The sequence below is a fragment of the Pseudomonas brassicacearum subsp. brassicacearum genome, from assembly GCF_008801605.1.
GTDB classification, from domain to species: Bacteria; Pseudomonadota; Gammaproteobacteria; order Pseudomonadales; family Pseudomonadaceae; genus Aquipseudomonas; species Aquipseudomonas brassicacearum.
Genome location: NZ_VZPJ01000001.1, coordinates 755,796 through 777,243, shown reverse-complemented (window position 1 = coordinate 777,243; position 21,448 = coordinate 755,796). Strand labels below are relative to the sequence as shown.

Genomic DNA, 21,448 nt, shown 5'->3' with positions numbered 1-21,448 from the left:
GCCGGTCCGGCGCAGGGCTCGACATGGTGTTTCATGTATTTTCTGGACGGATCGATGGCTCGGGGTGAGTAATTTTAAGTACCCTCCACAGTGCGAAGGGGGGAGAGTCTGATGCGGTCATCTTGTTTGGTATCAACAGCGAAGATTTTCCAAACTGGCGCGATTCTAAGCATGCTATGTTCGAAGCCCGGTGGCTTTTTATATTGGCGTGACTCAGCCTCGTAAAGAGTTCTGCCTGGTTTACCAAGATAGCATCGTGCTTCTAGCTCCCAATAAGATCGGTAACGACCCAGAATGCTCGCCATGTTGCTGCTGATGGCGCAGCCGCCATTTGCTGGTGCAGTGTAGGAAAAAGTGCGATTGTTTTAGCAATAGTCTGCGCCAAGCTGACTCAACACAATAGCCTCCAAGTCATTCGGAAATGTCCTCCGAACAAAACCTGGAGCTCACTATGTCTTTCTTCGATTCGGTTTTTGATTTTGTTGGAAGCGCTACTGGCGCGGTAAGCGATTTGGCGGTTGCTGCAGTCAGCACGGCGGGGGATCTGGCCAGTTTGGCAGTTGAAACGGTGATGGAGAACCCTGGCAAGACGGCCCTGATCTGTATTGGTACTATTGCCACCGGTGGCGCCGCCGCGGCCTTTGCAGGTCCGATTGCCGCAACCGTTGGCGCCTCTGGGCTGCTGGGAGCAACGGCTTCCGGTACGGCCATCAGCTCGCTTTCAGGCGCTGCATTGACCAATGCGTCGTTGGCGGCGCTTGGCGGTGGTGCTATCGCGGCTGGTGGCGGTGGCATGGCGGTTGGCGCGACGGTCGTGGCGACAACGGGGGCGGCTGTGGGCGCTACTGCAAGCATCGGTGTAGCGGTAGGTGTCGCAGAGGCAGAGAAGAAAGGGAAAGCGTAGATGGCTCGCATCACGAAGGCACAGAAGGCTGGCTTGGATTTTCTGGACCAGATCTTTTTTAACGAACTTGTCGTTCATCGAGGGATGAACGACGAGGAGCAACAACAACTTGAGACCGTCATCAAGCGTGTAACGCAGATGGCTGAGAGTCAGTATTCAGGTCGCGAGGCTGAGCTTATCAAGCACTTCGCGTACTACTTCTTGGAGGTAAGCCTGACCAACACCATGGCTGAGTGGATGCAGGTTTTCCCAGTCACGGCGCTACCCCCCGATCTGTCCACGCAGACGGTCGAAGCGGTTAATCACTTTACGAGTGATTTCCAGATGGCTTTTATGCTGGTCCTAGCGGAAAAGTCTACGGGGTTTGACGCGAGCTACGCCCTGGAGATTGCTGAAGCTCTAAAGAGTGAATTCGCTGGCTACTCAGCGCTAGTCAGGCGCGACCTAGTGATGCGCTGCTTTGCATGCGAATTTAGAGATGTGTCTGTGGGTATCTATTGTTGGTTGATTGTTGCAGGGGTATTGCCTGTGACAAAAAATTGCTCAGATCGGATAAGTAACGAATTTAATGACAGATTTATAACTCGCCTTACCTTGTTGGCCGATCATGAGATGATCGTACACAGCCTAAAGGTAATGATTAGCAAAGATAATTCCACGTCTGTATTTCTTGGGCAGGCGAAATTCGAGCTGAAGGAGGCGACTATTGTTCGCCTGCTTGATATACAAAAAGTCTTCAATGAATCCGTTGCCAAGTCGAGCCTGCGCGGTATCCCGCTGATCAATGGTCGTGACCTGACGAGCGCAGAACAAGTACAGCGTTTTTTCGACCAGTGGGGGAGTCGCAAGGCACGGTTACGTATGCACACCGGCACGCTGGCCAGTTGGCTGAGCATCCTGGGAGCGGGCATGGTGGAAATGCAACTTTCCCGTGAGTACCATAATGCTGCTCAGGAAAAGTATCGCAATGGCTCCGAGTCTTTTGAGATATCTGATCTGAAGGTCGCTGCGATCTTCAATGCTTGTGACAACAAGGACACTCTCACCGAGGTCGTGAGGCAGAGGCTTTTGGAATACGGTCTCAAGATCAATCCTGACACGCTATACCGCAGTCACTCGATGATGAGAAAGAACATCCTGCGTCTAGTGAGCATGTACTGCAAGATGACGCGTGAGGCTGGGGTGGTCATGTCAGCCATCTACGACGATACCTTTTATAGCTCGACCTTTATCCATGCAGACAAGCTGCCTCGCTGAGGGTTTCAGTCAACTATCCTGGCTCTATTCCTCTGATTCGATCGATCCTGTCAGCCACCCGGTAGGCGGCTTCCAGCTCCGAGCAGCCGTTGTCCTGTATCAGTTTCCAACGCTCGGCTTTTTCCTCCGGCTCCGTCATGGCGAGGGCGAGATAGAGGCTAGGCGGAACAGTTCGAAACAACGTTTCGAGCTTCTTCGATAGCACGACACCCTCAGTATATTTTCCCGACTCCTTACTGGCGGAGAGCAGCAAGGCTTTCTGTGCCGGCGTGAGTTTCTTGAACCGTGCGATTTCTTCGATTTCCGCGGGCGGCATGTTCAAGCAAATCCACCATTCGATCATGTTGAGCATGGTCTGCGCGGCGGTGGGGAAGTCGGCAAGGTTTTGCGTCGCCAGCCAGAACCAGGCTCCGAGCTTGCGCCACATCTTTGTGCCCTTGACCACGAACGGCGCCAACAGTGGGTTTTTGGTGATGATATGACCCTCATCGGTGACCATGATGATCGGTCGGCCGAGGTACTGGTCGCGTTCAGCAAGGTTGTTCACGGTGTTCATCAGGCTGATGTAGCTGATGGACATCTGTGCTTCGTAGCCCTCACGAGCATAGGTGGCCAGGTCGACGATGGTCACATCGCTTTCGGGCCAAGGTGTGCCTTCGCAATCGAACAGTTCACCCTCGAAACCCTGGCAAAATAGGTCGATGGACTCTCCCATTTCCTGGGCACGCTCACGACGCTTTTCAGGTAAGTGCGTGTCGCTGGCGACTTGCAGTAACGCGTCGCGTACGTCGCGGGTCAATACCTGGCGACCCGACGCGACACAGGTCTGCGCTGCATCGAGAATGCACTCGCGGATCAGACTGCGATCGGCTCGACTCAGGCGCGCCTCTTCCTTGGCTTCTCCGCCGGTGATCATCAGCCTGGCGGTGATTTCCAGTTCTCCGAGAACATCACGTTGGTCTTCGCGACTGGTTATTACCTCATCGTCCCACTCATCGATTGACAGGCTCGCCATCTGATCTGGCTGCTCGACCAGGCGCCAGGCATCGGCGAACGGGGCGAGACTGACCGAGGCGCCAGGTTTCAATTGGACCTTATTGACCGACAAACCCTGGGTTGCGAAGTAGTCGCCCTGCAAACCGAATGAGTTACCGGCCTCGACGATAAACAGGCGAGGGCGGTACACCGCCATGACCTGCATCAGCAGGGTGACCAGGGTGGCCGACTTACCGGCGCCGGTCGGGCCGAACAACAGCAGATGGCCGTTCATGGCCCGATCTAGGCGTGACAATGGATCAAAGCTCAACGGCGAGCCACCACGATTGAACAGGGTGATGCCCGGGTGGCCGGTACCGGTGCTGCGGCCCCATACCGGGAGCAGATTCGCCAGGTGCTGGGCGAACATCAGTCGCGTGTACCAGTTGCGCGTGTCGCGGGCCGGGTTGTAAGCCATTGGTAGCCAACGCAGGTAACTGTTGCAGGCGGCGACCTCATCGCCTTCGCGTACCGGTTGCAGCCCCGCACCCAGCAGTGCGCTGGCCAGGCTGACCGAGCGCTGGTGCAATTGCTGCTCATCGTGACCGCGTACGTAAAACGCCAGGGTGCCCCGGTATAGCTTGTGCTGGCGGCCGATGATCGCGCGAGCCTCTTCGACATCCTGGCGGGTCTGGGCTGAGGCCAGGTTTTCTCCGATGGATTTGCGGGCCAGGCGGTTCAATTGATCCTCGAGTACATCTTGGGGTTTAACCACCAGGGTCAGGCTCATTACCGTGCCTTCAGGCAACTGGTCAAACAGCGTATTCACCGCGTCACCCTTGCGGGCTTCCCCGGTGAGTTGACCAATCGACGGTGCCCGCCGTAGTTTGTCCACCACCATCACCCGGTGGGGCTGATCGTCGAAAAACCAGAGTCCGCGAGGTACATCCGAATGCGGCTCATTGAAAAACAGGCGTTCGGCAAAGTCATGATCGAAGGGCAGTTCTAGTGACTCATCTTCGCTCGACTCTGGATAGGCCACGCGGCGGTAGAATTCCTCGGGCGCTTCATCGGTGAGCCTGGGTGCCGGATTGAACCAGGGCAACAACCAGGCATACAAACCTCGGCCATCGACTCGCGCCGATTGCACACCGCAGGCCTGCAAAGAAGCACCGATACGTTCGCAAGCCTGTTGCAGGGATTGCACTGGGGTGAGTCCCGTCTCATCAGCGTCAGACTCAAACCAGCGATAGACCACCAGGCGCACCCGTCGGTTATTGCCACGCCAGGGCAGGCGGGTGACGGCCTTGTCCTCGAACAGACCTCCCGGCTTGGCGATGGCCTTCAGATGACGGCGACTGAGTTCCAAATATGCTTCGGTGAAGACCGTGCCGCGCGCACTGTCTTGAATATATTCGGTAAGCCGGGTCAGATAGGGAACGAAGTCGTTGTCGTCCTGGCAAAAAAACTGCACCACCCACGGCGCTTGATCCAACTCATCAAAACTATCCTGCAGGGCATGCTCAAGGGCATTGCGGGCAGCCATCAGCCAATCGGGTTCGCGCCCTTCGGTGCCGATGGGCAGTAACTCGAACACCGCCCCCACCGAGCGATTGTCATCCAGTAGAAAACACTGCTCGGTGTCGAGGTATTCGACCCAAGGCAGGTGATCGGTGAAGCTAGGGTTGTGTGCATACAGTGCAGCTTCATCGGCCAAGGTGGTACGAGGGCGCGATGGGTGGCGCCAGGCTTTCCATGCAGAAGAGCCCTTGCCCGAGTCGTCGGTAGGCACTACAAGTCTTCCTGACGTTCACCCGGTAATGCGTACTGCACCCGTTGGTAAAACGGAAAAACGGTCGAGTAACCCGGGACCGGTGCCTGCTCGGTACCGCTCAGGTGCGGATACACGTACAGCACCAGATCGGGATTGGGCAAGCGAGGGAACAGGTTGCGGATCTCGTTCGCCGCTGTGCGCGTGTACGGCTCCTGGAGAGCAACGGAGAAATCTGCCTGGGCCAACGGGCGGCGTAACTGTTGCCGAGCATCCAACAGTTGCTGCTGAGTGCCTTGCGACCCGGCACCGTTCCAGATGTCCAGCATGGTTTGCTCGCCATGGGGCAGCAGCGTCTCCTTGTCAGTGGAACACCCTGTCAGGACCAAGGAAAACACGCTAATCCAGGTCAGGCAGAGAAACGTGGTCTTTTTCATGGCGAACGCTCCGGCCCTTGGGCTCGTAGTCGATGGTAATCTCATGGTCGAGGTGCAGCGCGACTTGGGCGGCTGGTGGCACGTATACGGCAGCAAAGGTCTCGCCATAGAGTTTGTTGATCCACTCACGGATGTCGCTGACCCCACCACTGAGAATTGAACTCAGCGCGCTGTTACCTGTGTTGTTAGTAACCCCGAGCGTACTGCCGCCGGAACTGATCACACTGCTGTTGTTCTGCTCATCCCCGAGCAAGGCAGCGACACCGGCGCCGGCGGCAGTGATCAAGCTCTGGCTGCCGAGGTACTGTTGAGCGTTTGAGCGGCGTTCGCCGGCAATGCAAGGAATGCCAAACGGATCGGACAGGTAACCGAGTCCGCCACGAATCTTGTCGGTGTTCGAACTCTGGGCGGTGGAGGCGTTGCGGCTGGCTACCGCCTTCGGCTGAGGCACCGTGCGGATGGTGCCGTCGGTAAACACAAAGGTGATTGACTCGACCTGTCCGCGTACGCACGACAGGGTCCAGTCACCGGACGCCGTGCCGCTCATTACGGCACCCGCAACGTCCGGCAGATCGATGCCGTTGGCCGTCAGATTCTCGGGCCCAACCAGCACCTTGAAGGGGTAGGGATCATTCACCGTGCCGTCCACCGGGACTCGGCCGATCAGCGCAGTCATGGCGACCGAGCCCATCAATGTCGCGTTTTCGGGAAGGGTGTAGACCGGTTTCGCGCCTTCGGTACGCTCAGCGGAGTGTGTCAGGTCACGTTCACTCTTGGTGACCTCACGTAACTGCTTCTGGCTGCGGTCGATGGCATTTTCCTTCAAACCCTCCAGTGAGTTGAAGGCAGTAGGCAGACTCAGGGCGGACGCGGTTTTGGTTTTGCCCCGGGCGTCGGTGGACGGAGCATCCGAGGGCTCAATCCACTGCAGCGCATCGTCGGCAGAATGCTCTCCTTCGAGCTGCGCCCCGTCGCCCGGCTCAAGCCCCAATCCGATCGGCATGTCCTTGCCTTTGCCGGTCAGCCCCGACAGCTGTTCCTGCAATTGCGTCAGCAGACCACGGGCCTGGCGACTGTCTTGTTCCGCTTTGAGTCGCGCCTCGTTGGCTTGTCGACGGCCTTCGTCGACCTGCTGGGTCACGCTGCCAAGCGCCGTCTGGATGCGCGAGTCGACGCTGCTTTCCCGTTCGCGAAGGCGGTTATTCTCCGCCTGCAGCGAATCGTTGTGTTTTTTCAGGCCGAGCATGTCGCTGCGCATGGCCTTCACCTGGCCGACCAAGGTGGCAACCGTGTCGCGTGGGGTATCACCCGCAATACCGAGCGACTTGGCCTGCTCGGCGGATAATTGGAGGTTGTCCTGAGCCGTCGGACTTTTTGGTGAAGGCGTGGTACCACCCGCGACCCAGGTTTTCAGGATGATGAACACCACGCCTAGTAGCAGAGCCGGTACCAGCCATTTGAGCAAGGCGTTAGCTTTCATCGTCAGCACCTCGCGCAACGGGCGGAAGCAGCACGGCGCGATCGAGGCCAGCACCGCGGGTGACGAGGTAGGCAATCGTGGTGTCTTCAGGGCTGCCGACAGGCCCAAGAAACGCATGCTGGAAGGACGCGGCGAACAACTTGGCCTGAAGCTGGCGCGGATCGAGTTGCACCGTCACTGCACCACGGTTGCGCAACCTCACCGCCGTCACCCAGTACTCCCCGAGTCGCCAGGCGGCGATGGGTGTGCCGGACACGTTTTCGGTTGGCAGCAGGCTTGGCAGTTCGGTGCGCAGCTTGAGCGGGACGCGGCGTACACCGGGCAGGGACTCCACGGTGCGCAACGGCGCGTACAGGCTCTGTGCGGCGTAGCGCGTCAACGCGACCGGGACCGGTGTGCGTTCTGGAACAGGGGCGGTGCTAGATTCCGCCTCGGTAGCTTGCATCTGAGCATTCTTGAGAATGCGCACAGGCTCCAGCGGTTGATCACCAGGCGTGGCCGCGATATCCAGGAGGATGATCTCGCCCGTCGTGACTGATTGCAGTTGCAGTCGAGTAGGTGCAATGGCTTCCGACGGGCGCAGGTACAGTGTGCCACCGGTTGATTGAACACGCAGTTTGCCCATCAGGGTGGAGGGCACACCGACTCGAACAGCCTCATCGACAAAGACCACCCGCTCCTGATTGATCACCAGTGGCACCGCGAGGGGAAGGCGTTCCCAACGCATCAACCCGACGGCCTGCACTGCTGCTCCCCATAACATCAGTGCGGCGGTGAGTCCGAGGGTAGACATCCGCTTCATGGCTCACCTCCAGGCAGGGAGATTTTTTGCGGAGTGCCCTGATAACAGTCCAGCGCCATCCCCCATTTATTACGCTCGGGATCTAGGTCAAAACGCACTACGCGCAATGGATAACGCACTACCACCCGCTTCACCGGTTCGGCGGCGTAATACTCGTCGGCGTTGAGGTCGAGGGTGACCAGCCAACTGTCCTGATCGAGTTGTTTTACCCTGAGCTCCGGATCTTCGCTGTAGCCTCGACCCAGAATTTCGTAGACACCACGCACCCGCTGACGCAGTTCGCCAGCGGCCTTGCGGTACTCATAGTCGCCCTCGAGGAAGGCCTTGCAGCCGGGTGTCAGGTAGGACTGCAAGCTGTAGATAGCGCGGCGGTAATCCTGTTCACCATCCGTAGGCCAGCGATTGAGTTGACCGAAGATATACAGCGCGAAGGCATAGACATTCTCTGAGGGGATATCCCACCATTTGCGCGTGCTGCCTGAGCGCAGGTCCGGCGGTACATGCACGGTCAGATCGGTCGGCGCCGAGCGCCAGCCGTACCAGAGCCCAGCACAGACCAGGGCAAGAATCATTACCGCCAGACGCAGGCTGAAGATATGAGCCTGTTGGGCATCCACCTTGTTCCGAAAACGGCTCATGGCTGCCACCGGGACAGAGTTGGACGCAGTCGACGTGAACGGCGAACCGTCCAGGGGCCGGAGTGGAGGATCAAACTTCCGCGACCCAGGCGCCAACGGCTAGCGAGTATCCATTCGAGCTTGCGGTACAACCAGGTCTCTGGCCGGGCCCGTTTGGCTTGACGCAGTAGCGTGCCACCGACAAATAGCACCAGCGCCATGCTTGCGATCATGCTGGTCGGCGCCACGGCAATGGAGGCGGTGGCAATCGCCAGAGGAACACCCAGCACTAGGCCGATAAATGCGCCAGCACCGAGCGCCACCCACATCTCATCATTGGTCAAACCGCGCAGCACGGCGGGATCACGATTGAGTCGCTCAGGCAGAAAGACCAAGGTGCCGTCGGCAAGACGTTCGATAGCGTCGTTCATACCAACCTCACAGAATCGCGGCTGCCTTGGTCAGGAACCAGATGATGATCACCACCAACAGAGCTCCGATACCAACCACTGCGCCGAGGTCCTTCCAAGTCTTGCGCTGGTTCTGCACGTCGGCATAGACGGTCAGGGAGTGCCAGGCCACACCGAGAAAAGCGAGTAGGGCGATCAGCAGGCCGAGCAGGATGCCGCCGTCGTAGGCGTAGTTTTTGATCGTCTCGATCAACCCAGAACCTTCGCCACGCGAAGGGGCTTCCATGGTGGGAAGCTCGGCAAAAGCCAAACTTGGACCGAGCACCAGCAGCAGACCGATCAAGCGTTGGCTCGTACGATCACGCAGGTTGTTTTTCAGAGGGGCAAGGCACTTGAGCATGGCGGCGATCTCCTGGATTAGGACAGGGTGAAGAACATCAGTACGAGCAGGGCGAGCAAGACGCGCGCGGCGCTGCCGCCGAAGGCTCCAAAGCGCACATTGCCAGCGGCCCAACCACGGTAGGCCGTCCACATCACCCAGGCGCACCAAAGCAAAGCCAGAACGAGAACCAGGGACACCCACAGCGTCGAACTGCTCTGTGCCGAGAAACCGGAGGCGTTTTGGAACGCTGTGATCTGGGCGTCAGTCATGCTCATGGCGAGGACTCCGCGGACGGGATGTCGAGGCGGTAATCGCCGACCAATTCAACGGGGTCGCGTGGTTGAGCGCGGGAAGGGGAGAGATAGCCCTGCACACCAAGACGGATGCGCTGTATGTCTCGAATCAGTCGGTGGTAGTCGAAGCGATAGCGATCGTTGGGTTCAGCCGTGCTGGCTGCCTCAGCTTGCGTTGCAAGGCGTTCGAGAGTGTCTAGCTGCTGCTGGACTAGGCTGAGCTGATCCTGCTCATAACCAGATGCGGCATAGCTGCCGCCATGGGCGGTAGCCAGCGAGAGCAGTAACAAGCAGCGAAAGATGGTAGTTGGCATGATGCTGGCCCATATGGATATGGGAGCAGAATCAAGTTAGAGGTTGAGTTTTTCCGTAAGAAACATGAGGTCTGATGAATCGCTTTTTCTGGGGAGCGACTGAGGGTCGCCTTTACACAAGATTGTTTAGGCTTGCCGGTATCGAAGGGGCCAGCGCACAATCAGGCAGGCGTACCTTGGGAAGCGCCGAGGGATCGACCTGCGACACATTAGAAAAATATTTGGCATTGAGGGTCTTGAAGCGGTCAAGAAACTCTGTGCGGGCGATCTTGTGCGACTGGGCGACATAGTCTAAGAATCATTTGATGGAAGTTAGCTGATGAGTAAGGTGTTCCTAAGTCATAACCATGCGGACAAACCTTTTACAAGGCGTCTCGCGAACGATCTTCGCCAAGCTGGTCATTCTGTTTGGATTGATGAAGCCGAAATAAACATCGGTGACTCCCTCATAGGGAAAATTCGTGAAGGTCTTGATGAAGTAGATTTTGTGGCAGCGGTTTTAAGTGAGCACTCCATTGGTAGTGTTTGGGTGCAGAGGGAACTGGAGATCGCGTCAAACCGAGAGATTGAGGAGCGCAGAGTGGTTGTCCTGCCACTGTTGGTGCAAAAAGTGGCGCTGCCAGGTTTTCTGAAAGGGAAATTTTACGCTGACTTCACCGATCCCTCGTCTTACAAACCAATGCTTGATCTTCTACTTCGCGCGCTTGGCCCCGCAACGCCGGTAGAAAAGCCCGCAGAAGCTGAGATGGAAGCTCTAAGGAGCGAACTTGCCGTCATGAAGCATGCTTTAGATGATCTTTCTAAACAGAATAAAGCTCATCAGCATTTCTCGCTGATGCATAAGAACCCCCTACTGGCTGAAGCTGTTGACCGTGCTAACCAGAAATTTCCGAGTCATGCGCCGATCAATAACACATACGCTTTTGAGGTTGGTAACACCGTGGTAACCCTGGATTACCTGCTTTGGGGTATTGGGAAAGCCATGAGAACGGGAGCTCACGTTCTAGAGGCATTGCTTTCAATGCACAACAAGTGGCAAGAGGCTCACTGCATGGTCGAAGCATATGACGACCTACTCGCTAGCTATGACTAGGAAACGCGCCGATGAGCATACAACAATCACTCCGCGATTATGAAATCGCCCTCTGCGCAGCAGCTCGCAGAGTCGTAGCGGAAGGACAAAAATGGGCGAGCGACGTACCACAGGATGCTGGTGTTTACGTTCTCTGGAAAGATGCTAGCCCCGTCTACGTGGGGGAAACCTCATCTTTGCGTTCTCGTATGCGGGACTTGACTCGCGTTGAGAACCACACTTTCGCTCGGATTACGTGCGAGCAATTCAGCATAGCGCTTGCGGACAAAGTCGGTTTGCTCGGCGTGCTATCGAAAACCTACACGCTCTCCTTCATCTTGGTGCCCTTCGGCCGAAAGGAAGTTGAGGAATTCCTGATACTACGGTGGCGTTCGAGCCTCTTCAACAAACCAACGACGAGGTTGATGAAGGGCACTCAGTACAGCTGGGTTTCTGCAATCGTATCCAGCCAGGAAGCCTCCCTGATCTAGGAAACTCAATGAAAAAACGATCAGGGTAAGCGCGGTGCGATTTTCCAAGCATGGCGGTTAATGCATCAGCCGAATTGCGAGATTTGGCCGTACCAGGGCGCTGTTCTTGCGTCCGCGAACTGACTAGGAAAGTCTGAATGCGATATGCCGACGTCAATGGGGTGAAGTCAGAGGCGCAGCCCAAAATGCAAGCTGTATGCCGAGCTTGCGGCGGTGAGCTTGTCGCTAAATGTGGCAAGCATGTAATTTGGCATTGGTCTCATCTTTCCTTGGATACCTGTGATCGGTGGTGGGAAACAGAAACGGAATGGCATCGTCGATGGAAGGATCGGTTCCCGAAGGACTGGCAAGAAGTCATTCAATACGATGCACTGACGGGTGAAAAGCACATCTCCGACGTTCGTACAGAGCATGGCGTGGTTGTGGAGTTTCAGCGCTCGACTATCGACCATTCAGAAGTGAAGGCTCGCGAGAGCTTCTACCAGCGAATGGTATGGGTGATCGATGGGGCAAAAAGTGAATTTGATTGTGTGACTTTCTCGAATATGCGCACTCATCCTGATGACGATGGGTTTGCATTTTTTCGATGGTTTGGCAGGAGCAAATTGTTTCATCGCTGGCATACAACTACCCCAGTGTTCATCGATTTTGGTGATCAGTATGGGTTTTGGCGAGTATGTAGATTCGATCCTCAAAACAATGAAGGGGTAGCGCTTCTGGTAGACCGTTCGCTGTTCATCGCGGCGTTGGCTGAAGGGACCTCAGATTTCAGTAGAAATGGTGGGCCAGCATCCGCCTCTTAATTGATAGGAAAATCGATATGAAGCGAGTTTTGCTTGGCTATACGCTGGTGATCGCACTGGTGGGCTGCTCTGATCCTAGTGAAACCTCCAGCGGTACCAGCAAATACGTTGGTGCGTGGAGCAATGAACGCAGCAGCGGAGGATTGAAACTGGTCATCGATCAAGACGGCGGTCACTTTATCGTTAAGGAGTTTTTTGCAAAAAACAATGTTGTGCTCGGGGTAAGTGTTGGTGAGATTGCAGGCGGCTACCTGAACGCCAAGACAGGAATCGGCCCCAAGATTTTTTATTCCGCGAAGGATGACGCTCTGATAATCGAGCCGTCACCCACCTTGTTCTATCGGCTATCCCAGTAACGGAAAAGATCGCCCATAACACAGTTGATTAACGTGATACGTGCAACCGCCACGAAGTGGCGAGCAGGCGATAAGGAGCACCGTGGCGGTGCCGTGCTGGTATGGAATTGCGAAGTGTACGGCTAAAAACGAACTGCGTGATCCGGCAAGCGAGCGCCCAGGAGCCTGCGCCGTGGACAAGGCGGGACTGGTCTTTCCCTATAGACGAAGGCTCAACAACTATAGGACCCAATTCTGGCGCGAACAGTCTTGAACACCTGCGCAAACACCAGCTCCACGAACAACGGAAAAAGCTGAACGAAGCACTTAAAGATATTTTTTGAACGTTGTCGCTGTGATCGCTACTACTGCTCCAAGTATTACTGCACAAGGCAAAAAAATAGCTATGGGATTGAGCGAAAAGGGCAGGGATAGGTAAATAATCCAGGGCACAAGCAATAGTGGTATCACTGCTCGTTTTGCTCGGTGATAGACGAAGCTACTCTCTCGTCCAGCACCAAATTTGCGCAGGTCGCGACGCATCAAACCATCGATAAAACCGGTGAGAGAGGCCAGCAGAAACAAGGGCGTGGCCAGGACCAGAATGGTCAGGCGCACAACGAAGGTAAAGGTCACATACACCGCCGCCAGCACAAAATCTTCAATGCTCACGTAAAACTGGTTGATCCACCCCCAGAAGCTTTTGTCCATGCTCGATACCCGCGCCTGCTGGGCAAAATCCGCAAAGCCAGTCTTGACCAGCAACCATTGATTGAGAAAGTCCAGTACTTGAACAATCCTTCGCCCGGGTTGTTGGAGGATGAGTGAAGCTTTGAAGTGCTCGCTGAGCCAACCCAGCTCACTATTCAGCATGACCTGGCTGTGTCGCCAACCCTGATCGCCCCAGAACAGCAGCAAACCGGCGAACTCAATGAGGATCGAAAACAGCAACGAGGCGATCAGCAAGCCAATGATGCGTAAGACCAAGCCAATAACCGAGACGATCAATCCCGGGCGCTGGATCGGTTGTGGCGGCGTGTTCTGTACGGAAGTCGCCATCCTTTACTCCATTGCGCACCGTTAAGTTGATGCTGCCACGGCGCCTGCCGAATACGTGTTTGCTGAATCAAAACCTGTAGCGGGGCGGGCTACCCCACCTGATCCAGATCGAAGTTGGTTGTCGGGCCGCCGCCGCTTGCACTCCACCATTGGCCCACCTGTTCGTTGTAAGTGGCCCGCATCCGCTGGGTAAGCTCCTGCAGGTCCTGGGGCATGGCATCGTCGTTGGAGGGCTTAGGCAACGGCATGCGGACTTTCCAGAGCTGGCCACCGGCCTGAAAGGAAAACATTTGCCCCTTGGGCAAACTGACGATATGCGCTGGCTCAATCAGCGGCACGCTGGTGGTGCTGACGCGATCCTGCGAGGACGAAGTGAAGTCCGTGTTGGCCTCCGGATCGGAGGTGTCGGTCGCACCCGACACCAGGGTTTTGGTCAACACATTGACCTTGGGCAACTGCTGGGTGAGCAGTTCTGCAGTGGCGGTTTCGCGCACGCGGAGCATCTGCAGGGTGTTGAAGTTACCAATGACTTGGCCGGCCTTGGCGCGGTTACCAATACGTGCTTCGATATCGCTGAGGGTCTGGGTATAGGCGGTTACTTGGATTCCTGCGCCGCCGCCCTTATTGATCAACGGGATGAATTCATCACCCATCAACTCGTTGAACTCATCGGCGTGGAGGTTGATCGGCAACTTGTCACTGCTGCTGCCTGATGGGGGCAGGCCATGGTCGATGCCGTGTTTGTAGATGTGTCCGGCGACCGAGACCAAGTCGGCGAACATGGAGTTGCCCACCGCGGCGGCCACCTCGGCGTCGGTCAGCGCATCCAGGCCAACGTAGACGATGCCGCGTTTTCGGATGATCTGCATCCAGTCGAAGATTGGTCGCGGGTCATCTAAATCGGTGTAGTTGGGGGCCAGTAACTGGGCGGTCTTGCCGGTGGTGAGTTTCTCCAGCAGCGGCAGCAGCGAGGCAACGATTTTGTCGAAGTAAGTACGGTCATATCGTACCGCCGAACGCAGTCCGTCCATTACCGGATCAAATACCCGCTTCACCGCTAGGTACTGCTCGATGGCCACCACACGCTTTTCGCGCCCGATCATATGCCGGGGAATATTTTTCTCGGTGAGCTTGCCTTCAAGCTGGACGATCACTTCCCACGCTTTCGGGTCGGTCTTGGCGAAAAACTGCTGGGCGTATTCGATAAACAGTGCGTCGATGTTGACCACATGTCGCTGGATCTGCAGGTAGTCTGGGCGCCGGCCCAACTCGATCAAAGCCCGGGCAATGATATTGACGAAGCGCCAGGCGAACTCACGAAAGGCCGCAGAATTACCTTCACCACTGAGCTGTCCGGCGATGCGCGACGCCACTTCCGAAATACGTCCGAAACGTCCCACGGCGTTGTAGCGAGCGGAGATCTCCGGCCAGCCCAGATGGAAAACATAGAACTCCTTTTCTCGACCAGCGCGTTTGGCTTCAACGTACATCCGTTTGAGCAAGTCGGCATCGCCCTTCGGATCGAAGACGATGACCACCTCGTGTTCGACGCGGTGAATGTCCTGGGTGATATACACCTCGGCGAGCCGGGTCTTGCCAACACGGGTCGTGCCCAGCACCAGGGTATGTCCGACCCGTTCGCCCAGCGGCAGACTGACTTCCGTTTCGTTGGGCTCGACCCCATGCAACAGCGGCGAACCACCGACCGGGGGTAAAGGGCGCATCGGATTGAAGGCACTGTCCCAAGCCGTGACACGGGCCAGTGTCGAGAGCGGAAACGGTGCATGTTCTAGGCGACGTTCGAGTCCACGTGCCAGGCGGTAACGGGTCGGTTGGTCGACGTAGTGAGCGACGGCCGGATCCTGGGCCTCGACCAAGCGCTGGGTGTGCAGGCGGGTCCAGCGAAAGCCGCGGCCCATGAACAGACGTTTGCGGCTCACCGGAATCTGCCGGCTGGTTAGCTCGTAGCGCGGCAGCCGGCGGATATTGCGCCGATAGCGCAACACCTCCCAGGCTTGTCGGAGGCGGATCAAACCGAACAGGGCATAGGCCAGCGCCGCAGTCAGACCGATCTCGGGTGATAGGGCCACGGCCCAGGGCGAATACACGCATAACACCGCTGCGGCGACGCAGATCGCCACGGTATACAGCTCGACTGCGGGCCGGAGTTTGGACTCCATCGCATGTTCGGCCATGACCCAGACTCACTGTTCCAGTGAGGTGGCTGTGATTAAGACAGGGTAGTGCTCAATTTTCAGGCGAGAGGCGATGTCGTTGCCGTTGACCGGCAGGATGGTGATGCCCGGCGCAGCTGCTCGAATTCGGGCCAGGGCTTCAGTATCGGTCACTTCGACGGCGAGACCGGCGGCCCCCATTTCTTGCAGTTCAGTCGCACGCTGATGCAGCCAAGCCAACGATTGGGGATCCTCCCCGACAAGGAAAAATGGCTGCAAGCCCGGCATGTCCAGGGTGCGAGTTGTGATTTGGCCTGGGCTCAAGTGAGAGCTGCGCACGGGCAGTATCCAGGTTTCATCGGCAAATGCAGATAGGTCTGCAGGTATGGCCCGAGCAGGCTGGGTCTTGTTGTTTATTGGCGGCCTGGAAGCTTCAAACTGGGGGCGGGTGAAACCGCCAGGCTGAACTTCTGCAAACGACAGTCCCGGCTGGGCGAGCGCAGCCAAGAGCACGGCGAAGTAATACGCACTGGGAATTCGCGTCATGGTGGTGTGCCCTCTTTAAAGGAAACCTGCAATCGTTCGAGTTGTAGGGAAAAGCCGGCGCGGTAACGCGCGGCCGGCGTTCCTCCTGCCGGGCGGTGATATCGGCCAGCGGCTGACACCCAATCACCGGTGACGGCGTGATGCTCTTGCAGCAGCGCGGCAGTTACGGCCAGATTGCGGTAGGGTTCAAGGGCTTCGCAGGGACTGGAGAAACGTTGTCCGTGATAGCCCAGGTTGATTTGCCCAAGCCCGGCATCGACCCGCTTGGCGTCATACCGAGCAAGCGCCTGAAGCAAGGCGTGACAGGCGGTCTGACGATTGGCGAAACGGTAAGGGCTACCGGCAATATTCAGCGTCCAGGGCCAGGGCAGCAGTCGACCACGGAGGCGGGTGCCACTCTCCTGCAGGGCAATCGCGAACAACACCGTGGAAGGGACGTTGGCGTCATGCGCTGCCAGTTGATAAGCCGGAGGCGGAAGTTCGTCTGCCCGGACGGCGTGCACCGTCAGCAGGAGCGCAATAGCAGTCAATCGAGACGTTGCCATTGTCCGTTCACCTGCTGAAATGTGACGGGTAGCGGTCTCGGGGCTCCCAGGCTGAACCAGCGCCCGCGATCATGGTTCAGCGTGATTTGCCGGTGTTGGACCTTGCTCGCATCAATGCCTGCTTGCCGCGCCCAGCCACGGACATGTTCGTCCTCACCTTGGCTGCCCACCAAGTAGATATCGAACGCTGTATCACTACTTTGCAGACGCTGCGCTTCAGCGGTGCACGCAGGGCAATGGTCTTCGACAAACAGAGCACGGCGCGGCTCTACCGGTGAGCTAGCAGCGGGCGGGGATGCCATACCCTGAATCGGCAACAGTCCAGGAAACAGCTTGGCCCAAGCTGCGGTGTAGGCGTTTTGGTAAGCCAACTCGCGCTCGGCTCGTTTGGCTTCCAGCGCTACCTGCAATTCGGCATAGCGCTGGCGCTCTTGGTCGGTCTCTGCTTCGACGCCGAGCGCGGTCAGCGGATCCAGATTCGGGCTCCAGAAACCACGCGGGCCGGCTTGGATCTGTTCGAAGCGTGTCCACTCTTGCTCCGTTAGACCCCAGCTTGCCGCCTGTTCAGAGTGCGAGCGCCCCAGCGGAGTGGACTGTGTGTCCTGGACCTGTGACGGTGTCGTGACAGGGTTGCCCATCGCAGCGCCCGTGCTAAGCAATGAAACGAGACAGACGACGGGGGACAGTAGCGCTCGGTTCATAATCGTTTCTCAAGGGAGTTGCACGGTCTGGTCTGGCTGAGCGGTCACGGCGAAGATGGCCGCGTTCGGCTCCAGCGCCTTCAGCTGCCATGCGCCGAGCTGCTCGCCGTTGTGCAGCAACTGGATATCCTTGAGTGAGCGACTATCAGGAGGCGCTACGGCCAGAAAGCGCTCGCCACCGCGGGATTCAACACCCAGCACTGAGAATGGCGGCGAGAGCGGGGCAGGCTTGGCGCGAGCGGCTTTTTTCGGCTTGGCTGAGGAGGGTGTCGGTGATGGGAGTGATGACTGGGGCTTGAGGTCCAGGAGTCGCTGCTCAACGTTCTCAAGTCGTGCGCGTAGCGCGATCATATCGGCTGCGGTGGCACGGTCTGCCAGACCGTCGCGTAGCTCCTGAATCTCTTGCGCCCATTGATCCAACATCGGATCGAGGGTATTGGCCTGTCGCTCACCGGTATCGACCATCTGCTTCAGGTCTTTCAGTGCGTACTGCAGCTTCTCCTGTGCATCCATGAGGGTGCTTGAATCACGTTGCAGGGTATCCAGGGTCTGTAAGCGTTGGGCGTTCGCATTTTCCAGCTCGGTCACGCGTTGATACTGGTTATACAAGCCACCACTCAGCCCGGAGACCGCCAGACAAAGGGAGCCGACAATGAGAGTTTGAAATGTCGAGGCTTTCATGGGCGTGCCTCCGACTGATGGGGCGAGGTTGGTGTGACCTGCACGTTGCCAGCGTCATTTTTCTCCCGTTCGAAGCAGACCGAACGGCTGACCTCATCGGTCGTGAGTTGCCAGGCGGGGCCAGCCAGTACCTGCAGTGCGCTGCGTAATGGGATCGGGCCGAGCCGGTAATGGGCTGCGGGCAGAGGCCTGGTGAAAAGTATTTTTACTGGTTCGGCAGCAGGGCAGAGCGAATAACCTGAGCGCTGCAGCACGTAGTGCATCGCTTCCTGTACCGAAGGATTCAGGTTGAGCGGAATGCTCACGTCAATGATTTGAGCGAGAAGATCACGTTGCTCTGCTGTGGGCTCGGTGCTGACCAGCGTATAGCGGCCATAGCGGAGCTCTGTCGGGTGACTCTCTTCGGCTGTACTCCTCGAAAGCTGGGCCCGATTGGAACTACCGGCATTCTCTGGACTAGTCGGTAATGGGGTGGGGATCTGCGCCGTGCAGGCGCTCAATAAACCCAGCAGGCAGACAGGCGTGAAAAAACGCTCCATGGAAAAAACCTCATGTCAGATTCAGTGCAGAACCTGACATGAGGTGGAGGGGCGGGTCAGTGAGTAAGTTGATTCAAGACGGGTCGTGTTTAAGTTGAACGCGTTGCTATTTAGTCATAAATGGCGAGCCCATCCAAGACGGCAGCGTCGGGGTCGAGAATCAACAACCTCACATCCGCCAATGCCGCCAAATACAGTACGTTGACCAGGGCTTCCGGTGTGCCAGCGTCGAGCTGCTCCTGCCTCAGCGATGTGTAAAGACCGCCCTCAATCTTCATCAGATTTTCGTCGGTCCAGGGCGTGCCGATCAGCTTACACCCGAGGCCATTGCCGTCTGTCAGGGCGAAGGGTTCAAACAGCAGACCGGTTGGTCCGGAGTTGAAATTGCTAGCCCGGCGTTCCAAGTAGCGCAACGCCTCTTCAGTGAGGTGTGCGGTACTGATCTCCCAGGCTCGACTGTAGTGTCCCGTTTCGAACTTCAAGCGATGGACCATGGCTTGGGCTTCTTCCAGGGAGTACAAGTCGCCGACGTGATGTCGCTCGCTGAGCATCTCGCCAGTCACGGAGTAAACCACTTGGCGCACCAGCCCGGTGAACGGACAGCATTCATCCAGCTCATCCGGAATGAATTGGCCTTCGCTGATCAAGGCGAAATCATCGTTGAAAAGGCAGGGGAACAGTTCCAGCGCATCGTCGGGTAGATGAGCTTGTGAGTCGTGTATGGAGCGAAAGCAGGGAGGGCAGTTGTTCGCGTAGGTGATTTGCAGCAGCCGTTCAATAAATAGATTGTCATAGCCGCGAACGAATGGGTTTGAGGCCCCCAGCATGGCTGGGGCTTGGGTAGTGGAGTTCATGAGTATTTCTCCAGGATGAAAATGAACAAGGCGCCCGAAGGCGCCTGTAAGGGTTAAAGCCAGCCGTATTCGGCAAGAGAAAGTGGGCGACCTTCACCCACGATGAAGTGATCCAGTACACGAACTTCGATCAAGTCCAACGCCGCTTTCAGCCGTGCGGTCAAGACGCGATCTGCCTGGCTGGGTTCCGTACATCCCGAGGGATGGTTATGAACAAAAATGGCGGCTGCTGCGTTATGTGCGAGGGAGCGCTTGACGACCTGGCGGGGATAAACACTGGCGCCATCGATACTGCCGTGAAAGAGGATCTCGAACGCCAGAACGCGATGGCGGGAGTCGAGAAAAATCACACCGAAAACTTCATGCTCTTGTTGCGCAAGATGAAGTTTCAGATATGAGGCCACGATGTCAGGTGACGTCAGGTTCGGGCCGCAGGTGAACAGCCGGCGATCCAGAATGTGCAGCGCTTCGTCGATCAGCTGGTTTTCCTGGGCGATGCGACCAGCCTCGACATCCGAGGCTTCAATCAGGGTGAGCTGTGTGTTCATGAGGTACCTCCGAAGGGAACAATCCGGGGGTACACCCCGAGGGGAGTGGTGTCCCCGAGGTGGATATAGAGTCACGGGCATTGCCCGATGACGCGCTGTTTACAGCCGAGTGAATCGGTGGCGTTGTCCGTGCAGGTGTGAGTCACAACCGTCGCAGGGCAATGGGGAGAAGGTTCTTATTCCACGGTCAGTTTCGGGGTCGAAGTCGGCACTGATGGGCATTAGCCGAACCAGCCCGCGATGGAGACCGGCGATGCGTTTCTCGATTTCATCCGTCGTGTAGTAGAGCGATAACGTGCTGTAGTCCTCGTAAGCCGCAGCGAACAGGCAATCGTCGCAAAGCCAGAAGGATTCCATGTGGGTTCTCCTGTGCGGTTTGAAGAAAGGCGCTCGATTGAGCGCCTTGATGTAAACATCGTGGATTGTTCAGGCGGACTGAACTGTACGTGTGGCAACACGGCGGGCTGTGCGGAGAGTGGGTGCAGATTCAGGTTTGATCCTGGTCTCTGTTGGGTTGTCGGTATCCTCAGCTTCGGCATCAGCCGACGTTGGGGATGGCTCACTGTTTGGCGTTTGCTCAGCAGGTGCTGTTGCCTCCTGCCTGGCAGGCGCTTTGTATTCGAATACGCCGTTGACCTTGATCCAGTCGATGAAGAGCAAACGACCTTTCAGGCTGGCGCCCGGTTGGCCTTGTTTAGCGCCTTTCTCATAGAGAAATGGGTCAATCCACAGGTCGCCGATACGGAATGACAGCAAAACCTTTTTCTCGGCATTGACTGCATCCATATAGAGGCGGATCAAGCGTTCAGCTTCGCCTCCAGCGACTTTGCAGTCGAAGCGAGTGTATTCGACCGCATCCGTGGCACCGTGCAGGGCTGCGATATCGCAGGCCATGAACGGCTGGCCGCGGCGGACTTGTACTTCGCGAACGCGGTTGAGGTAGCCGATGCCGACGGTATGCAGATTGAAGTAAGTAGTTGCTTCTTGGGATTGGTTGGCGTGGGCCATGGTGGTTCTCCTTTCAAGGAAAAACGGCGACGCACAGCCCCTGACGGGAAAGTGAGCTCCGTCAGGGTGGGTAAGGTGAAGGCAAGCGATGAACGACACGGCACCCGCAAGCCGATGACCATCAGTTCGATGCGCCTGGAGAATAGAGGTGCAGCAGAGGAGAAAACCGCAGCAGGTCTGCGGACCTAGGGTAGTGGGCATTCATCACCGCTGACGCGGTAACCGTGCGAGCCTCCGAATGCTGATCGCACTTGGGTAAACCACCACGAGCGTGGCGTAGCCTTGAAGGTTCAAGCTACCTGGGCTGGGCTGTCAACGACAGCGAACCACACCTTTTGTATAAGCCTGTCATAGGGGAGCGTCAAGACACCCCAAGCCGTTTTTTTATGGCCGGAATACAGTGGAAATTACTGGACTGAAGAAAGTGAAGAAGGGGCCTGGCTAGGGGCC

At 57.1% G+C, this 21,448-nt stretch carries 27 protein-coding genes and 1 pseudogene; 8 read left to right on the top strand and 20 right to left on the bottom strand.

The genetic code is table 11. The features are described from left to right. Positions 1–71: 71 nt before the first annotated feature. From F7R20_RS32245 to F7R20_RS03385, 3 genes are all read left to right on the top strand, one after another. Positions 72–212 (top strand): 3'-5' exonuclease, encoded by a 141-nt coding sequence (locus tag F7R20_RS32245; protein ID WP_197675462.1) that lies wholly within the window; start codon positions 72–74, stop codon positions 210–212. Between the two features lie 239 nt (positions 213–451). Further along, entirely contained in the window at positions 452–904 is a 453-nt protein-coding gene (locus F7R20_RS03390) for a hypothetical protein (protein WP_052239504.1), read from the top strand. After that, entirely contained in the window at positions 905–2,161 is a 1,257-nt protein-coding gene (locus F7R20_RS03385; RefSeq protein WP_039011248.1) for a hypothetical protein, read from the top strand. A 13-nt stretch (positions 2,162–2,174) separates the two neighbouring features. Here F7R20_RS03385 and F7R20_RS03380 read toward each other — a convergent pair whose 3' ends face one another. Genes F7R20_RS03380 through F7R20_RS03340 form a run of 9 tightly spaced genes read right to left on the bottom strand, consistent with a single transcriptional unit; the run spans position 2,175 to position 9,642 of the window. Next, a complete protein-coding gene (locus F7R20_RS03380; protein WP_081352439.1) occupies positions 2,175–4,928 on the bottom strand; it encodes a conjugative transfer ATPase in 2,754 nt (917 codons plus the stop codon). Further along, positions 4,928–5,344, bottom strand: coding sequence for a TIGR03751 family conjugal transfer lipoprotein (locus F7R20_RS03375; RefSeq protein WP_081352440.1), 417 nt, complete (start codon positions 5,342–5,344; stop codon positions 4,928–4,930). The genes F7R20_RS03380 and F7R20_RS03375 overlap by 1 nt, the downstream gene beginning before the upstream one ends. Next, the gene (locus F7R20_RS03370; RefSeq protein ID WP_081352441.1) at positions 5,307–6,824 is read right to left on the bottom strand and encodes a TIGR03752 family integrating conjugative element protein; all 1,518 of its coding nucleotides are present in this window, start codon (positions 6,822–6,824) and stop codon (positions 5,307–5,309) included. The genes F7R20_RS03375 and F7R20_RS03370 overlap by 38 nt, the downstream gene beginning before the upstream one ends. Beyond that, positions 6,814–7,626, bottom strand: coding sequence for a TIGR03749 family integrating conjugative element protein (locus tag F7R20_RS03365; protein WP_081352442.1), 813 nt, complete (start codon positions 7,624–7,626; stop codon positions 6,814–6,816). The genes F7R20_RS03370 and F7R20_RS03365 overlap by 11 nt, the downstream gene beginning before the upstream one ends. Then, positions 7,623–8,264 carry a PFL_4703 family integrating conjugative element protein gene (locus F7R20_RS03360; protein ID WP_039011258.1) on the bottom strand — a complete coding sequence of 214 codons (642 nt, stop codon included), beginning with the start codon at positions 8,262–8,264 and terminating at the stop codon, positions 7,623–7,625. The genes F7R20_RS03365 and F7R20_RS03360 overlap by 4 nt, the downstream gene beginning before the upstream one ends. Further along, the gene (locus F7R20_RS03355) at positions 8,261–8,674 is read right to left on the bottom strand and encodes a TIGR03750 family conjugal transfer protein (protein ID WP_039011260.1); all 414 of its coding nucleotides are present in this window, start codon (positions 8,672–8,674) and stop codon (positions 8,261–8,263) included. Before F7R20_RS03355 ends, F7R20_RS03360 begins: the two co-directional genes overlap by 4 nt. 7 nt (positions 8,675–8,681) lie before the next feature. Then, the gene (locus tag F7R20_RS03350; RefSeq protein WP_039011261.1) at positions 8,682–9,053 is read right to left on the bottom strand and encodes a TIGR03745 family integrating conjugative element membrane protein; all 372 of its coding nucleotides are present in this window, start codon (positions 9,051–9,053) and stop codon (positions 8,682–8,684) included. Between the two features lie 17 nt (positions 9,054–9,070). Beyond that, positions 9,071–9,310, bottom strand: a complete 240-nt coding sequence (locus tag F7R20_RS03345) for a TIGR03758 family integrating conjugative element protein (RefSeq protein WP_039011262.1) — start codon at positions 9,308–9,310, stop codon at positions 9,071–9,073. Then, positions 9,307–9,642, bottom strand: coding sequence for an integrative conjugative element protein, RAQPRD family (locus F7R20_RS03340; RefSeq protein ID WP_081352443.1), 336 nt, complete (start codon positions 9,640–9,642; stop codon positions 9,307–9,309). The genes F7R20_RS03345 and F7R20_RS03340 overlap by 4 nt, the downstream gene beginning before the upstream one ends. 319 nt (positions 9,643–9,961) lie before the next feature. Here F7R20_RS03340 and F7R20_RS03330 point away from each other — a divergent pair, with 319 nt between their 5' ends. The 5 genes and pseudogenes from F7R20_RS03330 to F7R20_RS31855 form a co-directional block, all read left to right on the top strand. After that, the gene (locus F7R20_RS03330; protein ID WP_081352444.1) at positions 9,962–10,735 is read left to right on the top strand and encodes a toll/interleukin-1 receptor domain-containing protein; all 774 of its coding nucleotides are present in this window, start codon (positions 9,962–9,964) and stop codon (positions 10,733–10,735) included. 11 nt (positions 10,736–10,746) lie between these two features. Then, on the top strand, positions 10,747–11,205 hold the full coding sequence (locus F7R20_RS03325) for a GIY-YIG nuclease family protein (protein ID WP_081352445.1): 459 nt from the start codon (positions 10,747–10,749) through the stop codon (positions 11,203–11,205). Positions 11,206–11,342: 137 nt separating this feature from the next. Beyond that, the gene (locus F7R20_RS03320) at positions 11,343–12,008 is read left to right on the top strand and encodes a competence protein CoiA (protein WP_080766457.1); all 666 of its coding nucleotides are present in this window, start codon (positions 11,343–11,345) and stop codon (positions 12,006–12,008) included. A 17-nt stretch (positions 12,009–12,025) separates the two neighbouring features. Beyond that, entirely contained in the window at positions 12,026–12,364 is a 339-nt protein-coding gene (locus F7R20_RS03315) for a hypothetical protein (protein ID WP_039011268.1), read from the top strand. 15 nt (positions 12,365–12,379) lie between these two features. Beyond that, positions 12,380–12,560, top strand: a pseudogene (locus tag F7R20_RS31855) (hypothetical protein); the annotation flags it as partial. Between the two features lie 110 nt (positions 12,561–12,670). On the opposite strand, the gene F7R20_RS03310 reads toward F7R20_RS31855, so the two are convergent. From F7R20_RS03310 to F7R20_RS03260, 11 genes are all read right to left on the bottom strand, one after another. Next, the gene (locus tag F7R20_RS03310) at positions 12,671–13,402 is read right to left on the bottom strand and encodes a TIGR03747 family integrating conjugative element membrane protein (RefSeq protein WP_081352446.1); all 732 of its coding nucleotides are present in this window, start codon (positions 13,400–13,402) and stop codon (positions 12,671–12,673) included. An 89-nt stretch (positions 13,403–13,491) separates the two neighbouring features. Further along, complete coding sequence (gene traD, locus F7R20_RS03305) at positions 13,492–15,597, bottom strand: type IV conjugative transfer system coupling protein TraD (protein ID WP_081352447.1); 2,106 nt, start codon at positions 15,595–15,597, stop codon at positions 13,492–13,494. Between the two features lie 9 nt (positions 15,598–15,606). Further along, positions 15,607–16,122, bottom strand: coding sequence for an integrating conjugative element protein (locus F7R20_RS03300; protein WP_081352448.1), 516 nt, complete (start codon positions 16,120–16,122; stop codon positions 15,607–15,609). After that, on the bottom strand, positions 16,119–16,667 hold the full coding sequence (locus F7R20_RS03295) for a lysozyme family protein (protein WP_081352449.1): 549 nt from the start codon (positions 16,665–16,667) through the stop codon (positions 16,119–16,121). The genes F7R20_RS03300 and F7R20_RS03295 overlap by 4 nt, the downstream gene beginning before the upstream one ends. Beyond that, positions 16,649–17,368, bottom strand: coding sequence for a TIGR03759 family integrating conjugative element protein (locus tag F7R20_RS03290; protein ID WP_081352450.1), 720 nt, complete (start codon positions 17,366–17,368; stop codon positions 16,649–16,651). The genes F7R20_RS03295 and F7R20_RS03290 overlap by 19 nt, the downstream gene beginning before the upstream one ends. A gap of 9 nt (positions 17,369–17,377) precedes the next feature. After that, the gene (locus tag F7R20_RS03285; protein WP_081352451.1) at positions 17,378–18,049 is read right to left on the bottom strand and encodes a chemotaxis protein; all 672 of its coding nucleotides are present in this window, start codon (positions 18,047–18,049) and stop codon (positions 17,378–17,380) included. Further along, a complete protein-coding gene (pilL2, locus tag F7R20_RS03280; RefSeq protein ID WP_081352452.1) occupies positions 18,046–18,588 on the bottom strand; it encodes a PFGI-1 class ICE element type IV pilus protein PilL2 in 543 nt (180 codons plus the stop codon). Before pilL2 ends, F7R20_RS03285 begins: the two co-directional genes overlap by 4 nt. 110 nt (positions 18,589–18,698) lie before the next feature. Then, complete coding sequence (locus F7R20_RS03275; protein ID WP_081352453.1) at positions 18,699–19,442, bottom strand: DUF5983 family protein; 744 nt, start codon at positions 19,440–19,442, stop codon at positions 18,699–18,701. 53 nt (positions 19,443–19,495) lie between these two features. Then, complete coding sequence (gene radC / locus F7R20_RS03270) at positions 19,496–19,990, bottom strand: RadC family protein (protein WP_081352454.1); 495 nt, start codon at positions 19,988–19,990, stop codon at positions 19,496–19,498. Between the two features lie 99 nt (positions 19,991–20,089). Further along, positions 20,090–20,347, bottom strand: a complete 258-nt coding sequence (locus F7R20_RS03265) for a hypothetical protein (RefSeq protein ID WP_081352455.1) — start codon at positions 20,345–20,347, stop codon at positions 20,090–20,092. A gap of 69 nt (positions 20,348–20,416) precedes the next feature. After that, positions 20,417–20,998, bottom strand: a complete 582-nt coding sequence (locus F7R20_RS03260) for an STY4534 family ICE replication protein (RefSeq protein ID WP_081352456.1) — start codon at positions 20,996–20,998, stop codon at positions 20,417–20,419. Between the last annotated feature and the right edge of the window lie 450 nt (positions 20,999–21,448).